Source organism: Pseudomonas sp. 05N431 (genome assembly GCF_056397005.1).
This window is the reverse complement of sequence record NZ_JBFTMN010000031.1, coordinates 1-22,166: the sequence shown is the minus strand read 5'-3', so window position 1 is coordinate 22,166 and position 22,166 is coordinate 1. Positions and strand designations below refer to the sequence as shown.

The window sequence follows — 22,166 nt, the reverse complement described above, 5'->3', positions numbered from 1 at the left end:
ATAAATCTACAGCTCTGGTATGCTTTCCGGCCAAAGGCTAGGGTCACACCATGCAACTCATCGATATCGGCGTCAACCTGACCAACCCCAGTTTCGCCGACAAACACCAGGCGGTACTCGACCGCGCGTATGCCGCTGGCGTCTGCCAATTGGTGCTTACCGGCACCAGTGTCGAAGGCAGTGAACAGGCCCTGGAGTTGTGCCAGCAACTGGACGAAACCGGGCAGCGGTTGTTCTCCACCGCCGGTATCCACCCGCATTCGGCCAGTGACTGGAATGCCGACAGTGCTCAGCGTTTACGCAGTTTGCTCAAAGAACCCAACGTGCGGGCGGTCGGCGAATGCGGGCTGGATTTCAATCGCGACTTCTCACCACGTCCGCAACAGGAAAAAGTGCTCGAAGAGCACCTGGCAATGGCCGTCGAACTGCAACTGCCGGTCTTCCTCCATGAACGCGATGCCAGCCAGCGCCTGCTGGAAATCCTGCGCGACTACCGCGACCAGCTACCGGCCGCCGTGGTGCATTGCTTTACCGGCGAGAAGCGCGCGCTGTTCAGCTACCTGGACCTCGACCTGCATATCGGCATCACCGGCTGGATCTGTGACGAACGCCGCGGCACTCACTTGCACCCACTGGTCCGCGAGATTCCGCATGGGCGCTTGATGCTCGAAAGCGACGCGCCGTACCTGTTGCCCCGCAGCCTGCGCCCCAAGCCCAAGAACGGGCGCAATGAACCGGCGTATCTGACCGAAGTGCTGCGTGAAGTGGCCTTGCATCGTGGCGAAAGCCTGGAAGACGTAGCGGCTCACAGCACCGCGTGTGCGCGAGCGTTTTTTGCCTTGCCGTCGATTACCCGATAAACACAGATCCCTTGTGGGAGCGAGCTTGCTCGCGATTGCGATCTGACAATCAGCGCTGCGCTGAATACTAGACGGTCATCGCGAGCAAGCTCGCTCCCACATTGAATCGGCGGGGGCTTATTGATCCACATCAAAAGTCCCTGCGCTGAATAGCGGCACAATGCTGGCACCTTGCCAATACTGTTTCCGCTATCAGAGAAGACCTCCATGGGTGCCTGGCTTAGCAATATTTCGCTGAAATACAAATTCTGGGCGGTCAACGCGGTCGCCTTCGTCACCACCCTGCTGCTGGTGCTGTATGCCGTGCAACTGGAGCAACAAGCGCGCAGCCAGGCTTCACAACAGTCGGCCATCGCTCAAGCGCGGCTGATCAGCAGCTGGCCGGTCGGCCAGGCCTTGCCTGAAGCCGAACACTTGCTGAGCTTCAGCAAAGGCCAGATTCCCCTGCTGAACCAACAGCCATTGCCCGAGTTGAACAACGCCAACGGCTGGGTCGACATCAATGACATGCCGCTGTTTGGCGAGAACCCGTTGATCGGTGCCGAGGTGCTTTCACGCGCCAACGGCGAGCAGATCGCCGTTTTGGCCTATGGCCCGAGCTTGAGCCAGGTGTTCGGCGAACGATTCGCCAACTACGCGGCAGCCGTGTTCATCCTGATGTTGGCGATGCTTGGTGCCTCGCAACTGTTGATCCGTTTTCTGCTCGCCCAGCTCAACACCCTCAAGGACGTGATGCTGCACGTCGAAAAAACCGGCGACCTGTCGGCTCGCGTACCGCTGGCTTGCACCGATGAGGTGGGTCAGATGGCCAGCGCCTTCAACGCCATGCAGGCCGGCTACCAGCGCGTGGTCAACACCGTGGCCAATACTGCCCGCCAACTGGATCTCGGCGCCGCGCGCCTGGCCGCCAGCATGAACGACGTACGCCACGGCATGCTCGGCCAACAAAGCGAAACCGATCAGGCCGCCACTGCGATCAATGAGATGTCGGCCACGGTCTATCACATCGCTCAACATGCCGGCGCCACTCGCGACCTCTCGCAAACCGCCGACACCCTCGCCGGCAGTGGCCAGGAAGTCGTCAGCCGGGTGCAAAAATCCATCGCCGGGCTCTCTACCGGGGTGCAGCAAACCGCCGAGATGATTCAGCGTCTGGCCGAAGACAGCCAGAAGATCAACGGCGTGGTCAGCGTGATTCACAGCATCGCCGAGCAAACCAACCTGCTGGCCCTGAACGCCGCCATCGAAGCCGCGCGCGCCGGAGAAATGGGCCGGGGCTTTGCGGTAGTCGCCGATGAAGTCCGCAATCTGGCCAAGCGGGTCCAGACCTCTACTGACGAAATCACCAGCATGATCTCCGCGCTGCAAGCTGGTACACGGGATGCGGTGGACTTCATGCAAGAAAGCTCGTTCAAGGCCGATGACTGTGTGCAACAGGCTCAAGAGGCTGGCGCCGCGCTGGCAGAGATCACCGGTGCCGTAGCGCAAATGCGCGAAAGCAACACACAGATTGCCGTGGCAGCGGAACAGCAGAGCCAGGTGGCAGAGGAAATGAACCGCGCGGTGGTGAGCATCCGCGATGTCACCGTGAACACCGTGCAGCAGACGGTGGATTCAGCCAGCACCAGCAATGAACTGGCGACACTGGCGGGTGAGTTGAGCAAGGCGATCGGGCAGCTCAAACTTTGAGGGCGCTATCGCGAGCAAGCTCGCTCCCACATTGGAATGCGATCAAATGTGGGAGCGAGTCTGCTCGCGATAGCGCCAGACCAGTCAACATCAATATTGACCATGACCACCTATCGCACCGATAGCCAACCTTGATTCGCCGCCTGCAATTGCCCCACCTATCCTTCAACCATGTGTTCAACACGGATCGAGGATTACCCCCATGGGCAAACGTCACCCCAACCTTCCCGCCTGGCAATGGCGTGCGTACCCGCAAAACCACCAGCACCCGACCAATCTGGTGTTGCACCTGATTGCCGTGCCGCTGTTCATCGTGGCGTTTCTACTGATCGTTTCCGGGGTGTTCGGCCTGAGCTTTCTGAACGTCGCCATCGGGGTCGTTGGTCTGCTCGCCGCGCTTGGCTTGCAACGCCACGGTCACAGCCTGGAAGCGCAAGCCTCCGAGCCATTCAGTGATCGCAAAGATGCGGTGTCGCGCTTGCTGGTCGAGCAATTCCTGACGTTCCCGCGCTTTGTCCTCAGCGGCGGCTGGTGGCGCGCCTGGCGCAAGCGCCATCACCGCTAAAGGTCTTAGGCGAAAATAGTCACCGTCTGCCGGCTCAGCGCAATCAACTGCCCTTCAGCACTCCACAACGCTGCGGCGGCGTGGCCATATCCGTCACGGGCATGTTCGATTTCCACGAGATATTTGCACCAGTCCAACGTGCTCAACGCCAGCAACGGCTGAACGAATTCGATGGTCCAGGTCAGGGTGCTGCCCGCCGCCGGTTTCTTCAGGTGTGGCAACAATGCCGGAGGCCAGGCATCCACCAGCGCCAGAATGTGCGCCTCGGTGACCGGCTCTTCCTTGACGTCGCCACGCAAGCGAACCCAGCCGCCCATATCCCGGGATTTATTACCGGTGAACGGCAAACCGCCGACACTCCAACGCATCGCCAGATGGCGCATGAACTCGGGCGTCACGCCTTTGATGTAGGGCAGCTCCTGGCAATCGTCCCAGTGTTTCATCTCCGGCGCGGGCGCAGCCACCACCTCGACTTCGGAAGGACGGGAAGCGCCAAAGCTGCCCTGCACCAGAGTCACCACCTGACCGTTCTGCACGGCCCGCCCCAGCACCTGGCTGACCGCTTTGCCTTCGCGCAACACGTCCACTTCAAAACTCACGGGCACACCAGGTTCGACCGGGCCGACAAAGGTGATCGCCAACGAACGCACCGGGCGATCCACAGGGACTTTCGCGCGCATGGCTTCATACTGCAACGCGGCGACCAGACCGCCGAAACTGGCGCGGCCCTGGGCCCATTCCGCCGGAATAGACAGCTCATGCGGCGAACTGCGCACGGCGTCGAGCAAATCGGAAAAGCGCATGTAAACCTCAAGGCTGGGGAAGGATTGAAGGATGTTAACCAGCCAGCAGCGCCTGTACAGCGCCTATTCCGGCCAAAGAGGCTGACAGATAGGCCGATTCCTGCGACGAATACCGATCCGTAGCAGCTGTCGAGCCCGCGAGGCAGCGTTCGAGGACGCAGTCCTCGCCAGACCGGCAGACGCGGTTTTCCTGAAAGAACACATAGCCTGACTTTACGACCGCTGCGCGCTCGAACGCAGGCTTCGCCAGCTGCTACGGAAGGCAATCCGCGTCAGGGTTTGAAGCAAGCCGATATGAGTTTGTCGAGCACCCGATCGGCGCGACCTTCAGCCTTGGTCATGGTTGTTCGCCAGACGGCCACGCAAGGCAGCAAGTCGGGCTCATGCTCGGCACGGGCCAACCATTGCCAGCAATCGTGCCAGTCGCCGAGCGCTTCCTGTGCCGACTTGAGACGCGGCATGGCAGCTGTGGGCAAGCGGTCCAGTTCGGGATAGGCTTCGATCGCATAGCGCACGCGCTTGATCAACAGACGCAGGCGATGGCGGTCATGCGCGGGATCGTGCAGGGCCGCATCCAGCGCTTTCCATTGTTTGGCCAGGCGTTTCTCGATACGCGCACGCAAGCCCTTGAGCAAGCCTTGACGCTGGGAGGCGCGTAAAAAGCGCGGGAAGGCGTCGAGGATCATCAACAGCTGCGCCAGTTCCGGGCTATCAGCCACAGCCGGATAGGCGTGCGCCATTTGCACCATTCGGCGCGTGGCCGCGTCCGCTTGACCGTGTGCCAGCAAGTACGCCGCCAGCACTTCACGGTCGCGCAGCGGCGTGGTCAGGCCTCCGACCCCCGCCGCTGCCGCTTCGAGTTGTTCGACACCGGGCAAACCGCGCAATGGTCGCAGCAGGCTGCGCAAACGGCGAACCGTCGTACGCAAGTCATGCAGCGCTTCCGCGTCGGTACTGGCGCTCAAGCGCGCCTGGCAGGCCAGCAAACGCACTTCCAACCCCACCACCTTGGCCACCAACCGATTCACCAACGCAGACATCGCTCTCTCCCAAGTCGACAACCAGCATCAGATCGCAAGTTTACGCTCATGCTGGCGGTAAAACCGGGTGCCGACATTGCGTCAGATCATTGTGAATTCAACGCCCTGCGCGGGATTCACGAATATAGAAGCGTGCTTTCTCGGCTTTTTTAGTGCAGCCCTCGTAGGCCTCGAACTGCTGCTGGGTCTTGGCCCCGGTCAGCAGCGAAAGCGCCTTGGAGTAACTTACGGTACCGGCGAAACCTTCAGCCTTGGCAATGTCCAGCTCCTGCCAGGCGGCATCCAGTTGACTACCGCAACTGTCGCGGTAAGCAGATTTTCCTGCACAACCGGCAAGCACCAACGCGATCAATGGCAGACAGATCCAGGCTTTCATCAATGATTCCTCAAGGTATAAAAAACAATCGTGCAGGTAAGACGGCCAATGCTGCAAAAAGTGCCTTGGTCCACCCATGGAAACTATAGCGCCCGCAAGAATACTCATGTGCCGTTATTGAGTATCGAAAAAACGACGCTAATGGCCTGACTCAGAGTCAGCATGATTGAAGCACGCCCCTCATTGGGTGCATTGTTGAAGCCTGTTTGATGAAGGGGCGAGTCATGAAAAAGCGTGTCGCATTGGTGCTGGGCTCAGGTGGCGCCCGAGGCTATGCCCATATCGGAGTTATCCAGGAAATCGAAAGACGCGGTTATGACATCGCCTGTATCGCCGGTTGCTCCATGGGGGCCGTGGTCGGCGGCATCTACGCCGCCGGCAAACTCAACGATTACCGCGACTGGATCGAGAGCCTGGATTACCTTGATGTACTGCGTCTGGTGGACGTGAGCTTTCGTCTTGGGGCGATACGCGGCGAGAAAGTGTTCGGGCAGATCCGCAAGATCGTTGGCGAGATCAACATCGAGGACCTGCGCATCCCCTACACGGCCGTCGCTACCGACCTGACCAACCAGCAGGAAATCTGGTTCCAGGAAGGCTGCCTGCACCAGGCGATGCGCGCCTCGGCGGCGATCCCCAGCCTGTTCACCCCAGTCATGCAAGGCAATCGCATGCTGGTCGACGGTGGCTTGCTCAATCCTCTGCCGATTGTTCCGGTGGTCTCGAGCCATTGCGACCTGATCATTGCAGTCAACCTCAACTCGACCAACCAGCGGCACTATCAGTTGCCGGTAATCCAGCGTCCTGCCGCGTTCAAAAGCCGCTTCGACAACCTGATCAACTCGCTCGGTTCACGCCTGCCATTCCGCCGCAAACAGGCCGAACAATTGCTGCTTCTGGAACAGGAAGCACTGCGCAGTGAAGCCGCCGAAATCAACCCCTGGCTCGAATCCGCCGAACCCCAGGCGCAACAACCCGCCGCAGCCCCGGAAGGCGACGGGGCGCCGAAATCCGCCACGGGCTCATTCATAATCGACAACGTTGGCCCGGCCTCGTTGCTGGACTTGATCAACCAGAGTTTCGAGGTGATGCAAACGTCGTTGGCGCAGTACAAGATTGCCGGTTATCCACCGGACATCCTGATCAACGTGCCAAAGCGGGTTTGCCGGTTTTTCGAGTTCTACAAGGCGCCGGAGCTGATCGCGCTGGGACAGGAGATTGCCCGGGATACGCTGGATCGGTATGAGAATGAGCGGGATTGAGAATCTGGAGATTCTCGAGTGACTGTCCGGGCCTCTTCGCGAGCAAGCTCGCTCCCACATTGGTTCGGTGCTGAGCACAAATTGTGTTAACACTGAAGATTCACTGTGGGAGCGAGCCTGCTCGCGATAGCGATTGACCACACAACGCTGGACTACAGGCCAGCCTCATTCAACAGCCGATACCCCACTCCCGCCTCGGTCAGGATAAACCTCGGCCGGGTCGGGTCATCCGCCAGTTTCTGACGCAAATGCCCGACCACAATCCGCAAGTAATGGCTGTCTTCGGTGTGGGTCGGCCCCCAGATGTCCTTGAGCAGTTGCTGTTGGGTGATAACCCGCCCGGCGTGGCGCGCCAGTTGCGCCAGCACTGAGTACTCCTTGCGGGTCAGCGCCACTTCGGCACCGTCCAGCAATACCCGCCGATACGCCAGATCGACCGTCAACGGGCCGAACTTGAGCGCTGCTTCCTGGGCTTCCCCGACTGGAGCCTGCCGCAACAAGGCGCGGATCCGCGCCAGAAACTCCTGAATACCGAACGGCTTGGTCACGTAGTCGTTGGCGCCGCCATCCAGCGCTTCGACTTTCTGCCCTTCGCTGGCGCGCACTGACAGGACCAGCACCGGCACCGTCGACCATTCACGGAATTCGCGCAGCACTTGCTGGCCGTCCATGTCGGGCAGGCCGAGGTCGAGCACCAGCAAATCCGGCTTGTTCAGCGCGGCCTGGGCCAGGCCCTCAGTGCCAGTGCCAGCCTCAAGTACTTTGTAGCCCTGGGAGGCCAGGCTGATGCGCAGGAATTTGCGGATCTGCGGTTCATCGTCAATAACCAAAATGGTCGTGGTCTGGCTCATGGTTTCAAATCAGGCAAAGTAAGTGGCGAGAGAGTAGCGCAGGCAGCGTCAGGCTTCACTTTCAAACCCCGGTTGCTCCTGCAGCGGCAAATGAATGGTGATGCAGGTGCCGCGCCCATCGATACCATCGGCGACGCTGATCCGCCCGCCATGGGCGCCGACCATGCCCTGGCAGATCGCCAGGCCCAGCCCGGTGCCCTGCCCGCCCCGATCACCACGGGCGGCGGTGTAGAACATGTCGAAGATCTTCGCGCGCTCGTCCTCGGGAATGCCCGGGCCTTCGTCACTCACGGAAAAAAACAGCTCGCTGTCACTGGCGCCGGCACTCAGCTGCAAACGGCCATGGGCCGGCGAAAAGCGCGCAGCGTTTTCCAGCACATTCACTAGCGCCTGCTCGATCAATGCTGCATGTACGTAGAGCAACGGCAGCGCGCTCGGCACATCGGTGGTCACCAGCAACGGCGCCAGCACTGCGCGCAAACGGTTGAGTGAACTGCCGACGATATCCGCCGGCGACACCCAATCGCGTGCCAGCTTCAGCGCGCCGTGGCCCAGGCGCGTCATGTCCAACAGGTTCTGAATATAGCGGTCGAGCCGTTCGGCTTCATCACGAGTGCCTTCAAGCAACTCTCGGCGATCCTCCAGCGGGATCGCCTCGCCCAGCGCCAGCAAGCTGTCGATGCTGCCGCGCATGGACGTCAGCGGTGTGCGCAAATCATGGGACACCGAGGCCAGCAATGCACTGCGCAATTGCTCGGTTTCACCATGCAGGCGCGCCGCCTCAAGGTCGTCGGCCAACTGTGCACGGGCCAACGCTTGAGCCAGTGGCTGACTTAATGCAGTCAACAAGCGTCGCCGCTGACCACTGAGCTGCTGGCCCTCTTTCGGACAAACGCCGAGCAAGCCCAACGGCCCGTCTTCGACCGATAACGGCCACCACCACCAGCGACCGAACGGTAACGTGCCGGTGCCCATGCCAGCCGGTTGATCGTGCTGCCAGGCCCAGTCGGCGGCAGCGCTCTCGGCTTCGGAAAACTGCAGCGGGCCACCGGTTTCGACCTTCCAGCCACCCTGCCCGTCACGGTTAACCAGACACAATTGCAGATCGTTCCAGCCGACCAGATGCGCCGCCGCCGCGCTGATCACGGCTTGCCGGTCGGTGGCAGCGGTGAGCTTGCGCGACAGGTCGAGCAGTTCGCTGGTCTCTTGCTGAGTGTCGCGCAAGGCTTCCAACTGTCGCCGCTGGCGGGCCGCGAGATTACCGGTGAGCGCCGCCATCAGCAGGAAGAACAGCAGCGTCAGTACGTCCTCCTCACGTTGAATCGCAAAGGAAAAGGTCGGCGGAATGAACAGGAAATCGTAGGTCAGAAATGACAACGCCGCACACGCCAGCGCCGGCCCGAGGCTGCTGCGTACCGCCACCAGCAACACCGCTGCGAGGAACACCAGCGAGATATTCGGCAGCGGTAAAATACTCGACACCGCCCAGGCCAAAGCGCTGGCCAGCACCGTCGCCAACAGCGCCAGCGCATAGTCGAACCAGACCAACGAATGCACTGAACGCTGGCGCGGTTGATGCTGTTGTTCATCACTGTCGAGGACGTTGATTTCCAGGCCTCGGGCATTGCGCAACAAGCGTGAGGCCAATCCGCCGCCGAACAGTCGACGACGCCAACGCTGACGCGACTGACCGACCAGCAGCAGGCTGGCACGCCGTTCGGTGGCATGTTGAATCAGGGTTTTCGCTACTTCGCCAGCGCGCAGCAGCACCACTTCGCCGCCCAGCCGTTCAGCCAATTGCTGAGCGCTTTGCAGGCGCAAACGCGATTGCTCGTCGCGCACGCTGCCGTTGTCCACATGCACCAGGCTCCACGGCAAATGCCGACGCTGCGCGACCCGACTGGCATGCCGCACCAGACGCTCGGCCTGGGCATCGCCATCGACCCCCACCAACAAGCGACCGCGCACGGCCGGTGCCGCCTGACCCAACTGTCGGTAGCCGCGACTGAGGTCATCATCGACCTGCGCCGCCGCGGTTTGCATCGCCAGTTCGCGCAGTGCCGTGAGGTTGGTTTGGGTGAAGAACGCATCGATCGCCGCTCGCGCCTGCTCCGGCACATAAACCTTGCCATCACGCAGCCGCTCGAGCAGCTCGCGCGGCGGCAGGTCGATCAACAGCAGTTCGTAGGCTTCTTGCAGCACCCAGTCAGGCAGGGTTTCGCGCACTTGCACACCGGTGATCCCGCGCACCTGATCATTAAGACTTTCCAGATGCTGGACGTTGACCGTGGTGTACACGTCGATGCCGGCTGACAACAGCTCCTGAATATCCTGCCAGCGCTTGGCGTGGCGACTGCCGGGGGCGTTGCTGTGAGCCAGTTCGTCGACCAGCACCAGTTTTGGCTTGGCCTTGAGCAGGCCATCGAGGTCCATTTCCTCGAGCATCACGCCACGGTATTCCGAGCGCACCAACGGCAACTGCGGCAAGCCGCCGAGCAGCGCTTCGGTTTCCGCCCGACCGTGGGTTTCCACCACCCCGGCCATGACTTTCACGCCTTGGCGCAGCTGAGTGTGGGCGGCTTGCAACATGGCGTAGGTTTTACCGACGCCAGGAGCGGCACCGAGAAAAACCTTGAGCCGGCCACGACCATCGCGGGGCAAATCTGCTAACAGTGCGTCGGCGCGGCCGGAGTCGCTCATGCTTGAAAGTCTCTGCTTGTCTGTTGTTCAGGTGGTGATTGCAAAACCGTCATCGCGAGCAAGCTCGCTCCCACAGGTTCATCACCGTCCTTGTGGGAGCGAGCTTGCTCGCGATTGGCGGCAGCACAGTCTTACAGCTTTTCCAGCGCGATATTCAACGCCAGCACATTCACCACCGGCGGTCCTACTAACGGCTGCTCGATGTGCGCATCCATCAACTGCTCGACCGTCGATATCGGCAGGTTGCGCGCTGCGGCAACCCGCGCCAGTTGATAGGCAATTGCCGCCGGTGGCAAGTGTGGATCGAGGCCACTGCCAGAGGTGGTCAGCAACGCCAAGGGCACCGGCCCCTGGCCTGGTACCAGCAGTTTGTTGGCATCGTCGATCACCCGGGTCGCGAGTGCCGGATTACTCGGTGCCAGGTTACTCGCACTGCTCGATACGGTCGCAAATGCGCCCGCCGATGGCCGTGGATGGAACCACGCATCACCGACAAAATCCTGGGCAATCAGGGACGAACCGCGCACCTTGCCATCGGCGTCACGCACCAGGCTGCCATTGGCCTGATCGGGGAACGCGACCTGGGCAACACCGGTTACCACCAGTGGATAAGCGACGCCGGTAATCAGGGTCATCAGGACAAGCAGGCTCAAGGCCGGACGAATCATTGTGGACATCATCAAATCCTCAATTCAGGTAAAACGCCGCACCCGGGGCGCGGCGTGCAGCAGTTACACCAAATACAAAGCGGTCAGCAGCATGTCGATCAGCTTGATGCCCACGAACGGCACCACGATGCCGCCCACGCCGTAGATCAGCAGGTTGCGGCGCAGCAGGTGTGCAGCGCTCGCGGCCTGGACACGTACCCCGCGCAGGGCCAACGGGATCAGTCCGACGATGATCAAGGCGTTGAAGACGATGGCCGAGAGAATCGCGCTCTGCGGACTGCTCAAGTGCATGATGTTCAGCACGCCCAGTTGCGGGTAGATCGCGGCGAACAGCGCCGGCAAGATCGCAAAGTACTTGGCCACGTCGTTGGCGATGGAAAACGTCGTCAGCGCGCCGCGGGTCACCAGCAACTCTTTACCGATCTGCACCACGTCCAGCAGTTTGGTCGGATCGCTGTCGAGGTCGACCATGTTCGCCGCTTCGCGCGCTGCCTGAGTCCCGTCGTTCATCGCCATGCCGACGTCGGCCTGTGCCAGAGCCGGTGCGTCGTTGGCGCCGTCACCGCACATGGCGACCAGACGACCGTCGTTCTGCTCGTGACGAATGCGGGCGAGTTTCTTCTCCGGTGTCGCTTCGGCCAACACGTCATCGACACCGGCTTCAGCGGCAATTGCCGCCGCGGTCAGCGGGTTGTCGCCGGTCACCATCACCGTGCGAATCCCCAGCTTGCGCAGCTCGGCGAAACGCTCGCGAATGCCTGGCTTGACCACGTCCTTGAGGTGGATCGCACCAAGCAACTTACCCTCGGCACACACCAGCAACGGCGTACCACCGCTTTGGGCAATCTTGTCGATTTCCCGGGACATCGCCGGCAGTATCTCGGCACGCGTCAGGCCGATGAAGGCCAGCACCGAATCCACTGCACCTTTACGGTAGACACGCCCCTGATAGTCAACGCCGGACAAGCGGGTTTCGGCACTGAACGGCACAACGGTCAGCACCTCGGTGGACGGTTCAGCCTGTGGATAAAGTCCACGCAGGTACTCGACAATCGACTTGCCTTCGGCCGTGTCGTCGGCCAGCGAAGCGAACAGCGCACCTTCCGCCAGCTCCTTGGCACTGACGCCCGGCGCGGCATAGATCGCGGTGCAGCGACGGTTACCGAAGGTGATGGTGCCGGTCTTGTCCAGCAGCAACACATGCACGTCGCCCGCGGCTTCTACCGCACGGCCGGATTTGGCGATCACGTTCAGCCGCACCAGACGGTCCATGCCGGCGATACCGATGGCCGACAACAAACCGCCAATGGTGGTGGGAATCAGCGTCACCAGCAGCGCCACCAGGAACACCAGCGGCAGGTTGCCATTGGCGAAGTGGGCGAACGGCTGCAAGGTCACGACCACCACCAGGAAGATCATGGTCAGGCCGATCAGCAGGATATCCAGCGCCACTTCGTTCGGGGTTTTCTGGCGTTTGGCGCCTTCCACCAGGGCGATCATGCGGTCCAGCGTCGATTCGCCTGGGTTCGCGGTAATGCGCACCAGCAACCAGTCAGACACCAGTCGAGTGTTGCCGGTGACTGCCGAACGGTCGCCGCCAGACTCGCGAATCACTGGCGCGGACTCACCGGTAATCGCCGCTTCGTTGACCGCGGCAATACCTTCGATCACCTCGCCGTCACCGGGAATCATCTCGCCGGCTTCGACGCGAACCACATCGCCTTTGCGCAGGCTGACCGCTGGCACTACCTGAAAGCTGCCATCGGCTTTTTTACGCCGAGCGCTCAAGCCTTCGCTGCCGGCCTTGAGGCTGTCAGCACGGGCCTTGCCGCGACCTTCGGCCAGCGCTTCAGCGAAGTTCGCGAACAGCACGGTGAACCACAACCACAAGGCGATTTGCGCCGCGACAAACGTCGGCACTGCCGGGTCTGGAATCACACACAACACGGTGGTGAGGATCGCGGTCAGTTCGACCACCAGCATCACCGGCGAGCGCTTCAGTTGCCGAGGATCGAGCTTGACGAAGGCTTGCACCAGCGCCGGCCGCCACAGGGCCGAGATCGCGGTTTTCGGTTGCTCGGCAGGTTGCGCCGGCACAGCGTGCGGCGCGGCTTTTTTCGATACACGAACGGGCATATTCATCATCAAATCCCTCAGAAGCCCAAGCTCAAGTGTTCAGCGATAGGCCCCAACGCCAGGGTCGGCAGGAAGGTCAAGCCACCCACCAGCAAAATGGTCACCGTCAGCAACGTCACGAACAGCGGGCCATGGGTCGGGAAGCTGTTCTGGCCAATCGGTGCGGTTTTCTTCATCGCCAGGCTGCCGGCCAGGGCCAGTACCGGGAGGATGTAGCCGAAGCGCCCGATCAACATGCCCAGGCCCAGCATCAGGTTATGGAATGGCGTGTTGGCGTTCAGGCCGCCGAATGCCGAACCGTTGTTGGCGCTGGCGGAGGTGTAGGCGTACAGCAACTGGCTGAAACCGTGGGGGCCGGGGTTGCTGATGGTTCCCGCAGGGCCAGGCAGGCTCGCCGCAATGGCACCCAGCACCAGCACGCCGATCGGCATCACCAGCAAGGTCACCACCAGCAACTGGACTTCCTTGGCTTGCAGTTTCTTGCCGAGGTATTCCGGTGTGCGCCCGATCATCAGACCGGCGAGGAACACCGCGATCAGCACGTTGAGCAACATGCCGTAGAGGCCGGCGCCGACGCCGCCGAAGATCACTTCACCAACCATCATGTTGATCAGCGCGACCATGCCGCTCAGCGGGTTGAGGCTGTCGTGCATACCGTTGACCGAGCCGTTGGAGGCTGCGGTGGTGGTCACTGACCAGAGTACGGTCGCCGTGGTACCGAAGCGTGCTTCCTTGCCTTCCAGCGGTGCGGTTTGTTCGACCGCAACATTGTTCAGGGTCGGGTTCGGCTGGTATTCAGCCCACAACGACACCGCGCCACCGATCAGGAACAGCGCGAGCATGCAGGCGATGATCGCCCGGCTCTGACGCAGGTCCTTGACGTAATGGCCGAAGGTGAACACCAGCGCTACCGGGATCAGGATGATCGACGTGACTTCGAACAGGTTGCTCCAGGCTGTCGGGTTCTCGAACGGATGCGCCGAGTTGACGCCGAAGAAGCCGCCGCCATTGGTGCCCAGTTGCTTGATCGCAATCTGGCTGGCCGCAGGACCCAGTGGAATCACTTGATCCACACCTTGCATGGTCAGCGCATTCACGTAATGAGCGAAGGTTTGTGGTACGCCCTGCCAAACCAGATACAGCGCCAGCAGCAGGCATATCGGCAACAGGCCGTAGAGGGTGGCACGAGTCATGTCGACCCAGAAGTTGCCCAGGGTTTGCGCCGATTTGCGGCCAATGCCACGGCACAAGGCAACCAGCACGGCCAGGCCGGTGGCGGCGCTGACGAAGTTCTGCACGGTGAGGCCGATCATCTGGCTCAGGTAGCTGAGGGTCGCTTCACCACTGTAAGACTGCCAATTGGTGTTGGTCATGAAGCTGACGGCGGTGTTGAACGCCTGCGTCCACTCCTGCCCCGGCAGATTTTGCGGGTTGAGCGGCAAGTAGTCCTGAAACAACAGGATCGCGAACAACAGCAAAAAGCCCGCGAGGTTGAACGCGAGCAACGCCAGGGTGTATTTCTGCCAGCTCTGTTCGCTCTGCGGGTCGACCCCGGCCACGCGATAACAACCGCGCTCCACGGGCCCGAGGATCGGTGTCAGCCAGGTGCGCTGGCCTTCCATCACCTTGTAGTAGAACCTTCCCAGGAACGGTGCCGGAATCAGCACCACGGCGAAGAAGGCGAGGATCAGCCAATAGTCATAACTGTGCATAGCCGCTCCTAGTGCTGATCCGCGCGCAACAGCGCAACCAACAGATAAATGAACAGTCCCACCGCCAACAGCAGGGACACCCCGTCCAGAACACTCATGGAATTTCTCCGTCGTACGGCGACTGCCGCGTGTGGCGCAATTGTCCGCAGGAAGGCTGTAAAGGAACGAGACCGAGGGGTTGGGCGCGGCATAAAGAAAGCGTAAAGAGTGGCTTTATGCCGGGGTTACAGGCCCGGTGATGTTCATCAGGGCCTCTTCGCGGGCAAGCCACGCTCCCACATTTGAAATGCGCTCCACTGTGGGAGCGGGCTTGCCCGCGAAGGCGTCAGAACAGACACCACCGCCCTCAACTGGCGCACAAAAAAAGCACATTCAGCAGCGAACATCCTCGATACGACAGCTTTCTGCGCTTTACGACGCACAAGACCAACATGGCACGCCCACTGCACACGCCCTCCACGGGCTTTCCAAATCGCAGCGGGAGAAACGCATGAACACACAACTCAAACCGACGTTGGGCACCCTGCATTTATGGGGGATCGCGGTCGGGCTGGTGATTTCCGGCGAGTACTTTGGCTGGAGCTACGGCTGGGGCGTAGCCGGAACGCTCGGCTTTCTGGTGACCTCTCTCATGGTCGCGACCATGTACACCTGCTTCATTTTCAGCTTCACCGAACTGACTACAGCGATCCCGCATGCAGGCGGTCCTTTCGCCTACAGTTGCCGCGCCTTTGGCGAAAAAGGTGGACTGATCGCCGGTCTGGCGACGTTGATCGAGTTCGTCTTCGCCCCGCCGGCCATTGCCCTGGCCATTGGCACTTATCTCAACGTGCAGTTCCCCGCCCTCGACCCGAAACATGCAGCGGTAGGCGCCTACATCGTATTCATGGGCCTGAACATCCTGGGTGTGAAACTGGCAGCGACCTTTGAACTGGTGGTCTGTGTGCTGGCGGTCATCGAGTTGCTGGTATTCATGGGCGTGGTCGCCCCGGCCTTCAGCTTCAGCAATTTCGCCCTCAATGGCTGGGCCGGTTCCGATGCGTTTGGTGCACCGGCCATCGCCGGGATGTTCGCGGCGATTCCCTTTGCGATCTGGTTCTTCCTCGCCATCGAAGGCGCAGCCATGGCCGCCGAAGAAGCCAAGGACCCGAAACGGACGATTCCCAAAGCCTATATCAGCGGCATTCTGACCCTGGTATTGCTGGCCATGGGCGTGATGTTCTTTGCTGGCGGCGTGGGAGATTGGCGGACCCTGGCGAACATCAACGACCCGTTGCCGCAAGCGATGAAAGCCGTGGTCGGTGAAAGCTCCGGCTGGCTGCACATGCTGGTGTGGATTGGCCTGTTCGGGCTGGTGGCGAGCTTCCACGGGATCATCCTTGGCTACTCGCGACAGTTCTTCGCCCTCGCCCGTGCAGGTTACCTGCCGACGTACCTGGCCAAGCTGTCACGCTTCCAGACACCGCACCGGGCAATCATCGCTGGCGGCCTGATCGGCATCGCGGCCATCTACAGCGACGGGATGATCAACCTCGGCGGCATGACCCTGACCGCGGCGATGATCACCATGGCGGTATTCGGCGCTATCGTGATGTACATCATGAGCATGCTCAGCCTGTTCAAACTGCGTAAAACCGAACCGAACCTGGAACGGACTTTCCGTGCGCCCGGCTATCCACTTGTGCCGGCGATCGCCCTGGCATTGGCGGTGGTCTGCCTGGTGGCGATGGCCTGGTTCAACGCGCTGATCGGAGCGATCTTCCTCGGCTTCATGGCGGTCGGTTTTGTCTACTTCCTGCTGACAGCACAATTGCGTGCCGATGCGCCGGCGGATGCGATGTTGAGCGGGCTTTGAGCAAGCACTGAAATGATGCTGATGACGTCGCGTACAAGGATGTGCGGCGTCTGCGGTATATCAGGCATAGAATGGAACCACTGCGAAAATTGATCGCTCAAAAGTGGTATGCACGATCGGTTGGCGAAGCCCTCGCCTACTGGCCTGCCCTTAAGGAGAACACCTATGCCCTGGTATGCCTGGTTGATTCTGGTGGTTGCTATCGGATCGATCGTCGGTGGCTTGATGTTGCTGCGCGACACCGCGAACAAAGTGGAATTGACCGATGAGCAACGTAAACGCGTCGCTGAGCGCAACGCCGAAGCGGACGCCAAGGATGCGCAGGATCGTTGACTGGACTGTGGCGAGGGAGCTTGCTCCCTCGCCACAAAAACTTCTCTACTTCTCCCACTCGGCCTTGGCGATGTGCAAACCATGCAGGCCTTTATAGGCCGCCCGCTCAGGCTGGCTCCAGCCTTCGAGCAACGTCTCCTCCAAACGATAGATTTCCACACCCAACGGCCGGCAGACACTTAGCGGATCCTGCGCATTCGGCCCCCACATCGGCAGCGACAAATCGCCTCCCGGGCAGGTCGACAATGCACACAGCAGATCAATCTCGGCGAAAAACTCCAGGTAATCGCCCTTCTGCGCCGGGCAGGCCTTCATGAAGTACATATCGTCGTGGTTGAGCCCCGTGCACTGAAAGATGTTCAGCACGTCATGCACGTCGAACTCGGTCAGACCGTGAGGTAACACAGCGCGGGTCAGGTTCGAATGGCAATGGTGATGGAAGTCCTCACCGGTAAGCATCTTGTTCACATAGGGATCGCAGCGCGTGCCCAGCAGATCGTGCAAACGTCCGCCATGTTCGTCGATGCCATAGTTGGCCAGGCTGTCGTCGGTGATGGTCACCAGCGGGCGCAGAAAGGGCAGGTTCGACCAGAGCCGGTCATGGGTGCTGACGTGAGCGCCCTGCAATTGCCGGGTCCGTGCAGCCCACAGCCGTTCGCGCGGGTCATTGGCATTCCAGACGTTGAAGTCCCCCACTTGCGGGCCCACTGGTGTGGTCACACGGAACACATGCCCCGCCGGCACATGCCAGGCGCGCCCGGTGCGAATCGGCACTTCGAATTGCTCGATCAGCGTGCGCGCGTCCGGTGTATCGCGGATCCGCTCGTAGAAGGCTTTATCGACCTGCAACGCCGAGCCCTTACTGACCTGATAAGCCGCGGGATAGTCTTTGTACATGGCATGAGTCCTCGATCAATGACGGGAAGGATGGTTGAACAACTCAAGCAGTTGCTGTTCGGAATCGTCGAGATAATCGCTCAAGGCGTCGTAAGCGCCGGGCTTGTCGCCTTCGACCAGCAAGTCGTGAATGTGCCGGTCGCGCTCGAGCCAAGGCGCCTGGAAGCGAGACTCGTCAGGCGCCGCACTGAACACCAGACGCAGTTGCGCAACGACGTTGGTAAAGAATTCATCGATCAGCGGACTGCGTAACAATCCGACAATGTGTTGATGAAAACGCAGGCTGTGGGTGCCGACAGCCCGCCAGTCTTCACGCTCACGGGCCAGTTGCGCGGCTTCAATGGCTTCGATCATGTGATCGGATTGGTATTCGCGCAGCGGTCGACTGGCGCTGATGGCCTGTAACTCCAGCGTGCGTCGGACCTTAAACAGGTCGCGCACCTGATCGGCGCCGAGCTGGCGAACCATCACGCCTTTATTTCGGACATAAAGGGTCAGGCCCTCCTGCCCCAAGCGGTGCAGCGCTTCGCGGATGGTATTGCGCGAGGCGTTGTAGGCAATCACCAGATCGCCTTCCACCAACGCCCGGCCCGGCAGCAAACGACCGCCAATGATGTCGGCGCGCAACTCCAGTGTGATCTGGTCTGCCAGGGACAGTCCGCTATTCATGCTCATTGCCTCAGGATTGTTCAACAATCATCGGTCAATAAGTAATCACTATTCATGCCAGTTGCTGTTGTCACGCTGTGTCGAGAATCCAAAGTTGGCTCAGAGGATTCTCGACGTCACTCGCACTTTTATAAAACAGCCCCGGGACTAGCCCTGCCAGCGCTTGAACAGCACGCTGGCATTAACCCCACCAAAACCGAAGCCGTTGGACAATGCGTACTCGATAGCCATCGGCCGCGCCTGACCATGGACGATGTCCACCCCTTGAGCGGCGGGGTCCGGGTTTTCGAAATTGAGGGTGGCGGGCACGATCTGATCGCGTATCGCCAACAATGTGAAGATCGCCTCGATTCCACCGGCGGCGCCGAGCAAATGTCCGGTGGCCGACTTGGTCGACGTCACCGCCACCGTATTGGCCGTTCCGAACAATGACTTGATGGCCGCCAACTCGCCCAGATCACCCACTGGCGTCGAGGTTGCGTGCGCGTTGAGATGCTGGACCTGTGCCGCTGAAATGCCCGCCTGGGCCAACGCCAGCGACATTGCCCGGCGCGCACCGCTGCCATCTTCGGGACCCGCCGTCAGGTGATAGGCATCGGCGCTGGTGCCGTAGCCGACAAGCTCGGCTATCGGTTGAGCACCACGGGCCAAGGCATGCTCCAGGGATTCGATCACCAAGAGACCGGCGCCCTCTCCCATCACGAAGCCATCGCGACCACTGTCGAACGGCCGCGAAGCACGCTCGGGAGTTTCGTTGTAAGCGCTGGACAAGGCCCGGGCAGCGGCAAACCCGGCCAGACTGACCCGATCGATCGCCGCCTCCGCGCCACCGCACACCGCAATATCCGCCTCACCACAGCGAATCAGCCGCGCCGCATCACCGATCGCCTGAACCCCAGCCGCGCAGGCCGTGACCGGCGCACCCAACGGGCCTTTGAAACCATGCTGGATCGACACGTGGCCGGCAGCAAGGTTGACCAGAAACGAAGGAATGGTAAACGGCGACAAACGCCGCGGCCCTCGACTGTCCGTGGTGCGCACTGCATCGGCTATCGCGCCAAAACCGCCCACTCCCGAACCGATGATGGTTGCTGTCCGCTCCTGGGCATTGGCGTCCTGCGCCTGCCAACCAGCCTGTTCCAGCGCCTGACGCGCAGCCTCCATGGCATACATAATGAAGCGGTCCATCTTCTTCTGTTCTTTGGGTGGGGTCGCCAGATCCGGATCAAAACCCGCTTCAGCATCTTGTGCCAGGGTCGGCACGACGCCACCCACCTTGGCCGGTAGATCGGCGCTCACCTCATCCGGTAAAGCCCGCAGCCCGGAGTGCCCGGACAACAGGCGCGCCCAGACCACCTCGACGTCACTACCCAGCGGAGATACCAGCCCCATCCCTGTGACAACCACTCGACGATCACTCATGTCGCAACTACCTCAAGCCGATTCATGGTGCCTCACTTATACCGTGCGGCGGCGGTATGCCTGGACAAATTCGGAGCCATCACATGACGCGCGGTGACGAAGGCGTCCCACTCTCCAGCCTCCGGTAACGAAGGAATGGTGATCAACTCACCCTGATCGAATCCCGACAATGCCGCATCGACCATCTCCCCGGTCTCCATCACCATTTCTGCCGGGATAACACTGGCATCAATCCCTGAACGTTCCCAGATTTCGGTGCGCGTCCCCCCTGGCAACACCGCCTGAACCTGCACGCCCGAACCACTCAGTTCAGTATTCAACGACTGCGTAAGGCTTAGCACGTAAGCCTTGGTCGCGCTGTAAGTCGCGTTGAAACGCTCGGGAATCAGCGCTACCACCGACGCCAGATTGATGATCGAACCGCGCCCAACCGCCGAAAAGTTCGCGGCTGCCGCAGCCGCCAAACGTGTCACCGCCACCACATTGAGCTGAATCATCCGCTCCAACTGATCCGTGTCTGCACTGGCCAAAGAGCCATCGGCGGCGATACCCGCGTTGTTCAGCAGCAGGCTGATTTCGGAATCACTGCGCAGACGCTGCTCCACCGCCAACACATCAGCCTTGAGCGTGAGGTCCGCCTTCAACACCTCGACCTGCACACCATGTTCGGCCCGCAACCGTGTTGCTGCGGCCTGCAGACGTTGCTCATCGCGAGCCACCAGCAACAAGTCAAAACCACGCACCGCCAACCGCTCGGCGTAAATTGCACCGATACCGGATGAAGCCCCGGTGATCAGAGCAGTACCTTTGGACTGAATGGAATTCATAGCTGCGCTCCTGGGAGATAGCTCAAGGATGTTGAATGCCCAGATTCAGGGAACCTGTACGGGCGACGGTTTTATTATAGGCATAATCCAGACGAAATATGACAGCCGTAATTTTACTATCCAGACAAAAGGCGGAATTGCTCCGCCTCTCTGGAGGAACCGAACCTCGGAAACAAAAAAGGCCGGTCATTGACCGGCCTCTGGCACTAGCTTCTACGAATCAGTTCACCCCAAGCTTGTCGCGGTTCTTGTCCAGAATCGCCTTGCCGATGCCCTTGACCTCCAACAACTCGTCCACTGACGCAAACGGCCCATTACTCTCGCGATACGCAACAATCGCCTTGGCCTTGGCCTCACCTACCCCGGTGAGCTCCCGCTGCAGCGTCGTTGCATCTGCGGCATTGAGATCGACTTTTGCAACCTCCCCGGAAGGTGCAACCTGCACTTCCAATGGCGCGGTTACGGCCTCGACTTTGGCCGCTGGCGCAGCAATAGCGGTAATCGAGGCGCTGGTCAGCAGGGCAAAAACCAGAGAGTAGAAATAGCCTGTACGCATAAGTGACGCTCCATGACATCGATAAGTAAGAAGCAGCTTTTCCGAAGCTGCCTCCCAAACCTAGGTCATGCTGTGAGCCTGTCAAAAATGTATCAGTTACAGGGTGTGTAACAATCAGGGCTCGAGGCGGCGCTGCTGGTAGATCCAGTCGACGATATCGCCATCCGGAGCGTAACCGCTGACGGTGTCGCGCAGCAGTTGGCGGACCCGCGAATAATCGTCCCGCTCAATCGCAGACAGCAACTCCGTCAACTTGCCCTTGAGCACTTCCCAGGGCAGCAAATCTTCATTGGCCGTCATGATCATCGGGTGCTGAGTCGCCGCCACGTTGTCACCGATCAACAGCTCTTCGTAAAGCTTCTCGCCTGGACGCAGCCCGGTAAATTCGATGGCAATGTCGCCGTGAGGATTTTTGTCCGAACGGACACTCAAACCCGACAAGTGAATCATCTTCTCCGCCAGCTCGACAATCTTCACCGGTTCGCCCATGTCCAGCACAAACACATCACCGCCCTGCCCCATCGAGCCAGCCTGAATCACCAACTGCGCGGCCTCGGGGATGGTCATGAAGTAACGGGTGATTTTCGGATGCGTGACCGTCAGCGGGCCACCGGCCTTGATCTGCCTGTGAAACAGCGGAATCACCGAACCGGAAGACCCGAGCACATTGCCGAACCGCACCATGGTGAACCGGGTTTTATTGACCCGGGACACGTTGGTCTTGTCGCCAAACATCACCGGCGCCAGCTCACGGCTCAACGCCTGCAACGTCAGTTCCGCCAACCGCTTGGTACTGCCCATGACATTCGTGGGCCGCACGGCCTTGTCGGTCGAAATCAGCACGAAGTTCGCCACACCGGCCTGCAGCGCGGCCTGTGCGGTATTCAGTGTGCCGATCACATTGTTCAGAACACCTTCGGCAATATTGTGCTCGACCATCGGCAC

Annotated in this window: 21 protein-coding genes; 6 read left to right on the top strand and 15 right to left on the bottom strand. The window is 60.5% G+C overall.

What is annotated here, in order from left to right:
* The first annotated feature begins 50 nt into the window (after positions 1-50).
* The 3 genes from AC1DIG_RS28500 (at position 51) to AC1DIG_RS28490 (ending at position 3,114) form a co-directional block, all read left to right on the top strand.
* Positions 51-860, top strand: a complete 810-nt coding sequence (locus AC1DIG_RS28500; protein ID WP_477770001.1) for a TatD family hydrolase — start codon at positions 51-53, stop codon at positions 858-860.
* 207 nt (positions 861-1,067) lie between these two features.
* The gene (locus AC1DIG_RS28495; RefSeq protein WP_477770000.1) at positions 1,068-2,549 is read left to right on the top strand and encodes a methyl-accepting chemotaxis protein; all 1,482 of its coding nucleotides are present in this window, start codon (positions 1,068-1,070) and stop codon (positions 2,547-2,549) included.
* Positions 2,550-2,751: 202 nt separating this feature from the next.
* Positions 2,752-3,114 (top strand): Mpo1-like protein, encoded by a 363-nt coding sequence (locus AC1DIG_RS28490; protein WP_054596330.1) that lies wholly within the window; start codon positions 2,752-2,754, stop codon positions 3,112-3,114.
* Positions 3,115-3,119: 5 nt separating this feature from the next.
* Here AC1DIG_RS28490 and AC1DIG_RS28485 read toward each other — a convergent pair whose 3' ends face one another.
* The 3 genes from AC1DIG_RS28485 to AC1DIG_RS28475 form a co-directional block, all read right to left on the bottom strand.
* Positions 3,120-3,917 carry an acyl-CoA thioesterase gene (locus tag AC1DIG_RS28485; protein WP_477769999.1) on the bottom strand — a complete coding sequence of 266 codons (798 nt, stop codon included), beginning with the start codon at positions 3,915-3,917 and terminating at the stop codon, positions 3,120-3,122.
* A 272-nt stretch (positions 3,918-4,189) separates the two neighbouring features.
* The gene (locus AC1DIG_RS28480) at positions 4,190-4,957 is read right to left on the bottom strand and encodes a CHAD domain-containing protein (protein ID WP_477769998.1); all 768 of its coding nucleotides are present in this window, start codon (positions 4,955-4,957) and stop codon (positions 4,190-4,192) included.
* 97 nt (positions 4,958-5,054) lie between these two features.
* Positions 5,055-5,333, bottom strand: a complete 279-nt coding sequence (locus tag AC1DIG_RS28475; RefSeq protein WP_054596327.1) for a hypothetical protein — start codon at positions 5,331-5,333, stop codon at positions 5,055-5,057.
* Between the two features lie 224 nt (positions 5,334-5,557).
* Between AC1DIG_RS28475 and AC1DIG_RS28470 the strand changes: the two genes are divergently transcribed.
* Positions 5,558-6,595 (top strand): patatin-like phospholipase family protein, encoded by a 1,038-nt coding sequence (locus AC1DIG_RS28470; protein ID WP_477769997.1) that lies wholly within the window; start codon positions 5,558-5,560, stop codon positions 6,593-6,595.
* 152 nt (positions 6,596-6,747) lie between these two features.
* Here AC1DIG_RS28470 and AC1DIG_RS28465 read toward each other — a convergent pair whose 3' ends face one another.
* The 6 genes from AC1DIG_RS28465 to kdpF form a co-directional block, all read right to left on the bottom strand.
* Positions 6,748-7,446: a response regulator gene (locus AC1DIG_RS28465; protein ID WP_477769996.1), complete on the bottom strand. Its 699-nt coding sequence runs from the start codon at positions 7,444-7,446 to the stop codon at positions 6,748-6,750.
* Positions 7,447-7,494: 48 nt separating this feature from the next.
* Entirely contained in the window at positions 7,495-10,146 is a 2,652-nt protein-coding gene (locus AC1DIG_RS28460) for a DUF4118 domain-containing protein (RefSeq protein WP_477769995.1), read from the bottom strand.
* Between the two features lie 131 nt (positions 10,147-10,277).
* Positions 10,278-10,823, bottom strand: coding sequence for a potassium-transporting ATPase subunit KdpC (kdpC, locus tag AC1DIG_RS28455; RefSeq protein WP_477769994.1), 546 nt, complete (start codon positions 10,821-10,823; stop codon positions 10,278-10,280).
* A 54-nt stretch (positions 10,824-10,877) separates the two neighbouring features.
* Positions 10,878-12,956 carry a potassium-transporting ATPase subunit KdpB gene (gene kdpB, locus AC1DIG_RS28450; RefSeq protein WP_477769993.1) on the bottom strand — a complete coding sequence of 693 codons (2,079 nt, stop codon included), beginning with the start codon at positions 12,954-12,956 and terminating at the stop codon, positions 10,878-10,880.
* A gap of 11 nt (positions 12,957-12,967) precedes the next feature.
* Positions 12,968-14,662 (bottom strand): potassium-transporting ATPase subunit KdpA, encoded by a 1,695-nt coding sequence (gene kdpA, locus AC1DIG_RS28445; RefSeq protein WP_477769992.1) that lies wholly within the window; start codon positions 14,660-14,662, stop codon positions 12,968-12,970.
* An 8-nt stretch (positions 14,663-14,670) separates the two neighbouring features.
* A complete protein-coding gene (gene kdpF, locus AC1DIG_RS28440) occupies positions 14,671-14,760 on the bottom strand; it encodes a K(+)-transporting ATPase subunit F (RefSeq protein ID WP_019692955.1) in 90 nt (29 codons plus the stop codon).
* 392 nt (positions 14,761-15,152) lie between these two features.
* Here kdpF and eat point away from each other — a divergent pair, with 392 nt between their 5' ends.
* Positions 15,153-16,517 carry an ethanolamine permease gene (gene eat, locus AC1DIG_RS28435; protein WP_477769991.1) on the top strand — a complete coding sequence of 455 codons (1,365 nt, stop codon included), beginning with the start codon at positions 15,153-15,155 and terminating at the stop codon, positions 16,515-16,517.
* A 165-nt stretch (positions 16,518-16,682) separates the two neighbouring features.
* Complete coding sequence (locus tag AC1DIG_RS28430) at positions 16,683-16,850, top strand: DUF2897 family protein (RefSeq protein ID WP_092300174.1); 168 nt, start codon at positions 16,683-16,685, stop codon at positions 16,848-16,850.
* Between the two features lie 45 nt (positions 16,851-16,895).
* On the opposite strand, the gene AC1DIG_RS28425 is transcribed toward AC1DIG_RS28430, so the two are convergent.
* The 6 genes from AC1DIG_RS28425 to AC1DIG_RS28400 all read right to left on the bottom strand — a co-directional run.
* Positions 16,896-17,747 (bottom strand): urea carboxylase-associated family protein, encoded by an 852-nt coding sequence (locus AC1DIG_RS28425; RefSeq protein ID WP_477769990.1) that lies wholly within the window; start codon positions 17,745-17,747, stop codon positions 16,896-16,898.
* A gap of 15 nt (positions 17,748-17,762) precedes the next feature.
* Positions 17,763-18,416, bottom strand: a complete 654-nt coding sequence (locus AC1DIG_RS28420; protein WP_477769989.1) for a GntR family transcriptional regulator — start codon at positions 18,414-18,416, stop codon at positions 17,763-17,765.
* Positions 18,417-18,563: 147 nt separating this feature from the next.
* Positions 18,564-19,838, bottom strand: coding sequence for a beta-ketoacyl-ACP synthase II (gene fabF / locus AC1DIG_RS28415; RefSeq protein ID WP_477769988.1), 1,275 nt, complete (start codon positions 19,836-19,838; stop codon positions 18,564-18,566).
* 32 nt (positions 19,839-19,870) lie between these two features.
* The gene (locus tag AC1DIG_RS28410) at positions 19,871-20,665 is read right to left on the bottom strand and encodes an SDR family NAD(P)-dependent oxidoreductase (RefSeq protein WP_477769987.1); all 795 of its coding nucleotides are present in this window, start codon (positions 20,663-20,665) and stop codon (positions 19,871-19,873) included.
* Between the two features lie 220 nt (positions 20,666-20,885).
* Positions 20,886-21,221, bottom strand: coding sequence for a ComEA family DNA-binding protein (locus AC1DIG_RS28405; protein ID WP_477769986.1), 336 nt, complete (start codon positions 21,219-21,221; stop codon positions 20,886-20,888).
* Between the two features lie 114 nt (positions 21,222-21,335).
* The coding region (locus AC1DIG_RS28400; RefSeq protein WP_477769985.1) for a polysaccharide biosynthesis protein at positions 21,336-22,166 on the bottom strand (831 nt) is incomplete at its 5' end.

Coding starts and splice junctions, on each gene's coding strand:
- AC1DIG_RS28500 (WP_477770001.1), top strand. CDS start 51: ATGCAACTCATCGATATCGGCGTCAACCTGACCAACCCCAGTTTCGCC.
- AC1DIG_RS28495 (WP_477770000.1), top strand. CDS start 1,068: ATGGGTGCCTGGCTTAGCAATATTTCGCTGAAATACAAATTCTGGGCG.
- AC1DIG_RS28490 (WP_054596330.1), top strand. CDS start 2,752: ATGGGCAAACGTCACCCCAACCTTCCCGCCTGGCAATGGCGTGCGTAC.
- AC1DIG_RS28485 (WP_477769999.1), bottom strand. CDS start 3,917: ATGCGCTTTTCCGATTTGCTCGACGCCGTGCGCAGTTCGCCGCATGAG.
- AC1DIG_RS28480 (WP_477769998.1), bottom strand. CDS start 4,957: ATGTCTGCGTTGGTGAATCGGTTGGTGGCCAAGGTGGTGGGGTTGGAA.
- AC1DIG_RS28475 (WP_054596327.1), bottom strand. CDS start 5,333: ATGAAAGCCTGGATCTGTCTGCCATTGATCGCGTTGGTGCTTGCCGGT.
- AC1DIG_RS28470 (WP_477769997.1), top strand. CDS start 5,558: ATGAAAAAGCGTGTCGCATTGGTGCTGGGCTCAGGTGGCGCCCGAGGC.
- AC1DIG_RS28465 (WP_477769996.1), bottom strand. CDS start 7,446: ATGAGCCAGACCACGACCATTTTGGTTATTGACGATGAACCGCAGATC.
- AC1DIG_RS28460 (WP_477769995.1), bottom strand. CDS start 10,146: ATGAGCGACTCCGGCCGCGCCGACGCACTGTTAGCAGATTTGCCCCGC.
- kdpC (WP_477769994.1), bottom strand. CDS start 10,823: ATGTCCACAATGATTCGTCCGGCCTTGAGCCTGCTTGTCCTGATGACC.
- kdpB (WP_477769993.1), bottom strand. CDS start 12,956: ATGAATATGCCCGTTCGTGTATCGAAAAAAGCCGCGCCGCACGCTGTG.
- kdpA (WP_477769992.1), bottom strand. CDS start 14,662: ATGCACAGTTATGACTATTGGCTGATCCTCGCCTTCTTCGCCGTGGTG.
- kdpF (WP_019692955.1), bottom strand. CDS start 14,760: ATGAGTGTTCTGGACGGGGTGTCCCTGCTGTTGGCGGTGGGACTGTTC.
- eat (WP_477769991.1), top strand. CDS start 15,153: ATGAACACACAACTCAAACCGACGTTGGGCACCCTGCATTTATGGGGG.
- AC1DIG_RS28430 (WP_092300174.1), top strand. CDS start 16,683: ATGCCCTGGTATGCCTGGTTGATTCTGGTGGTTGCTATCGGATCGATC.
- AC1DIG_RS28425 (WP_477769990.1), bottom strand. CDS start 17,747: ATGTACAAAGACTATCCCGCGGCTTATCAGGTCAGTAAGGGCTCGGCG.
- AC1DIG_RS28420 (WP_477769989.1), bottom strand. CDS start 18,416: ATGAATAGCGGACTGTCCCTGGCAGACCAGATCACACTGGAGTTGCGC.
- fabF (WP_477769988.1), bottom strand. CDS start 19,838: ATGAGTGATCGTCGAGTGGTTGTCACAGGGATGGGGCTGGTATCTCCG.
- AC1DIG_RS28410 (WP_477769987.1), bottom strand. CDS start 20,665: ATGAATTCCATTCAGTCCAAAGGTACTGCTCTGATCACCGGGGCTTCA.
- AC1DIG_RS28405 (WP_477769986.1), bottom strand. CDS start 21,221: ATGCGTACAGGCTATTTCTACTCTCTGGTTTTTGCCCTGCTGACCAGC.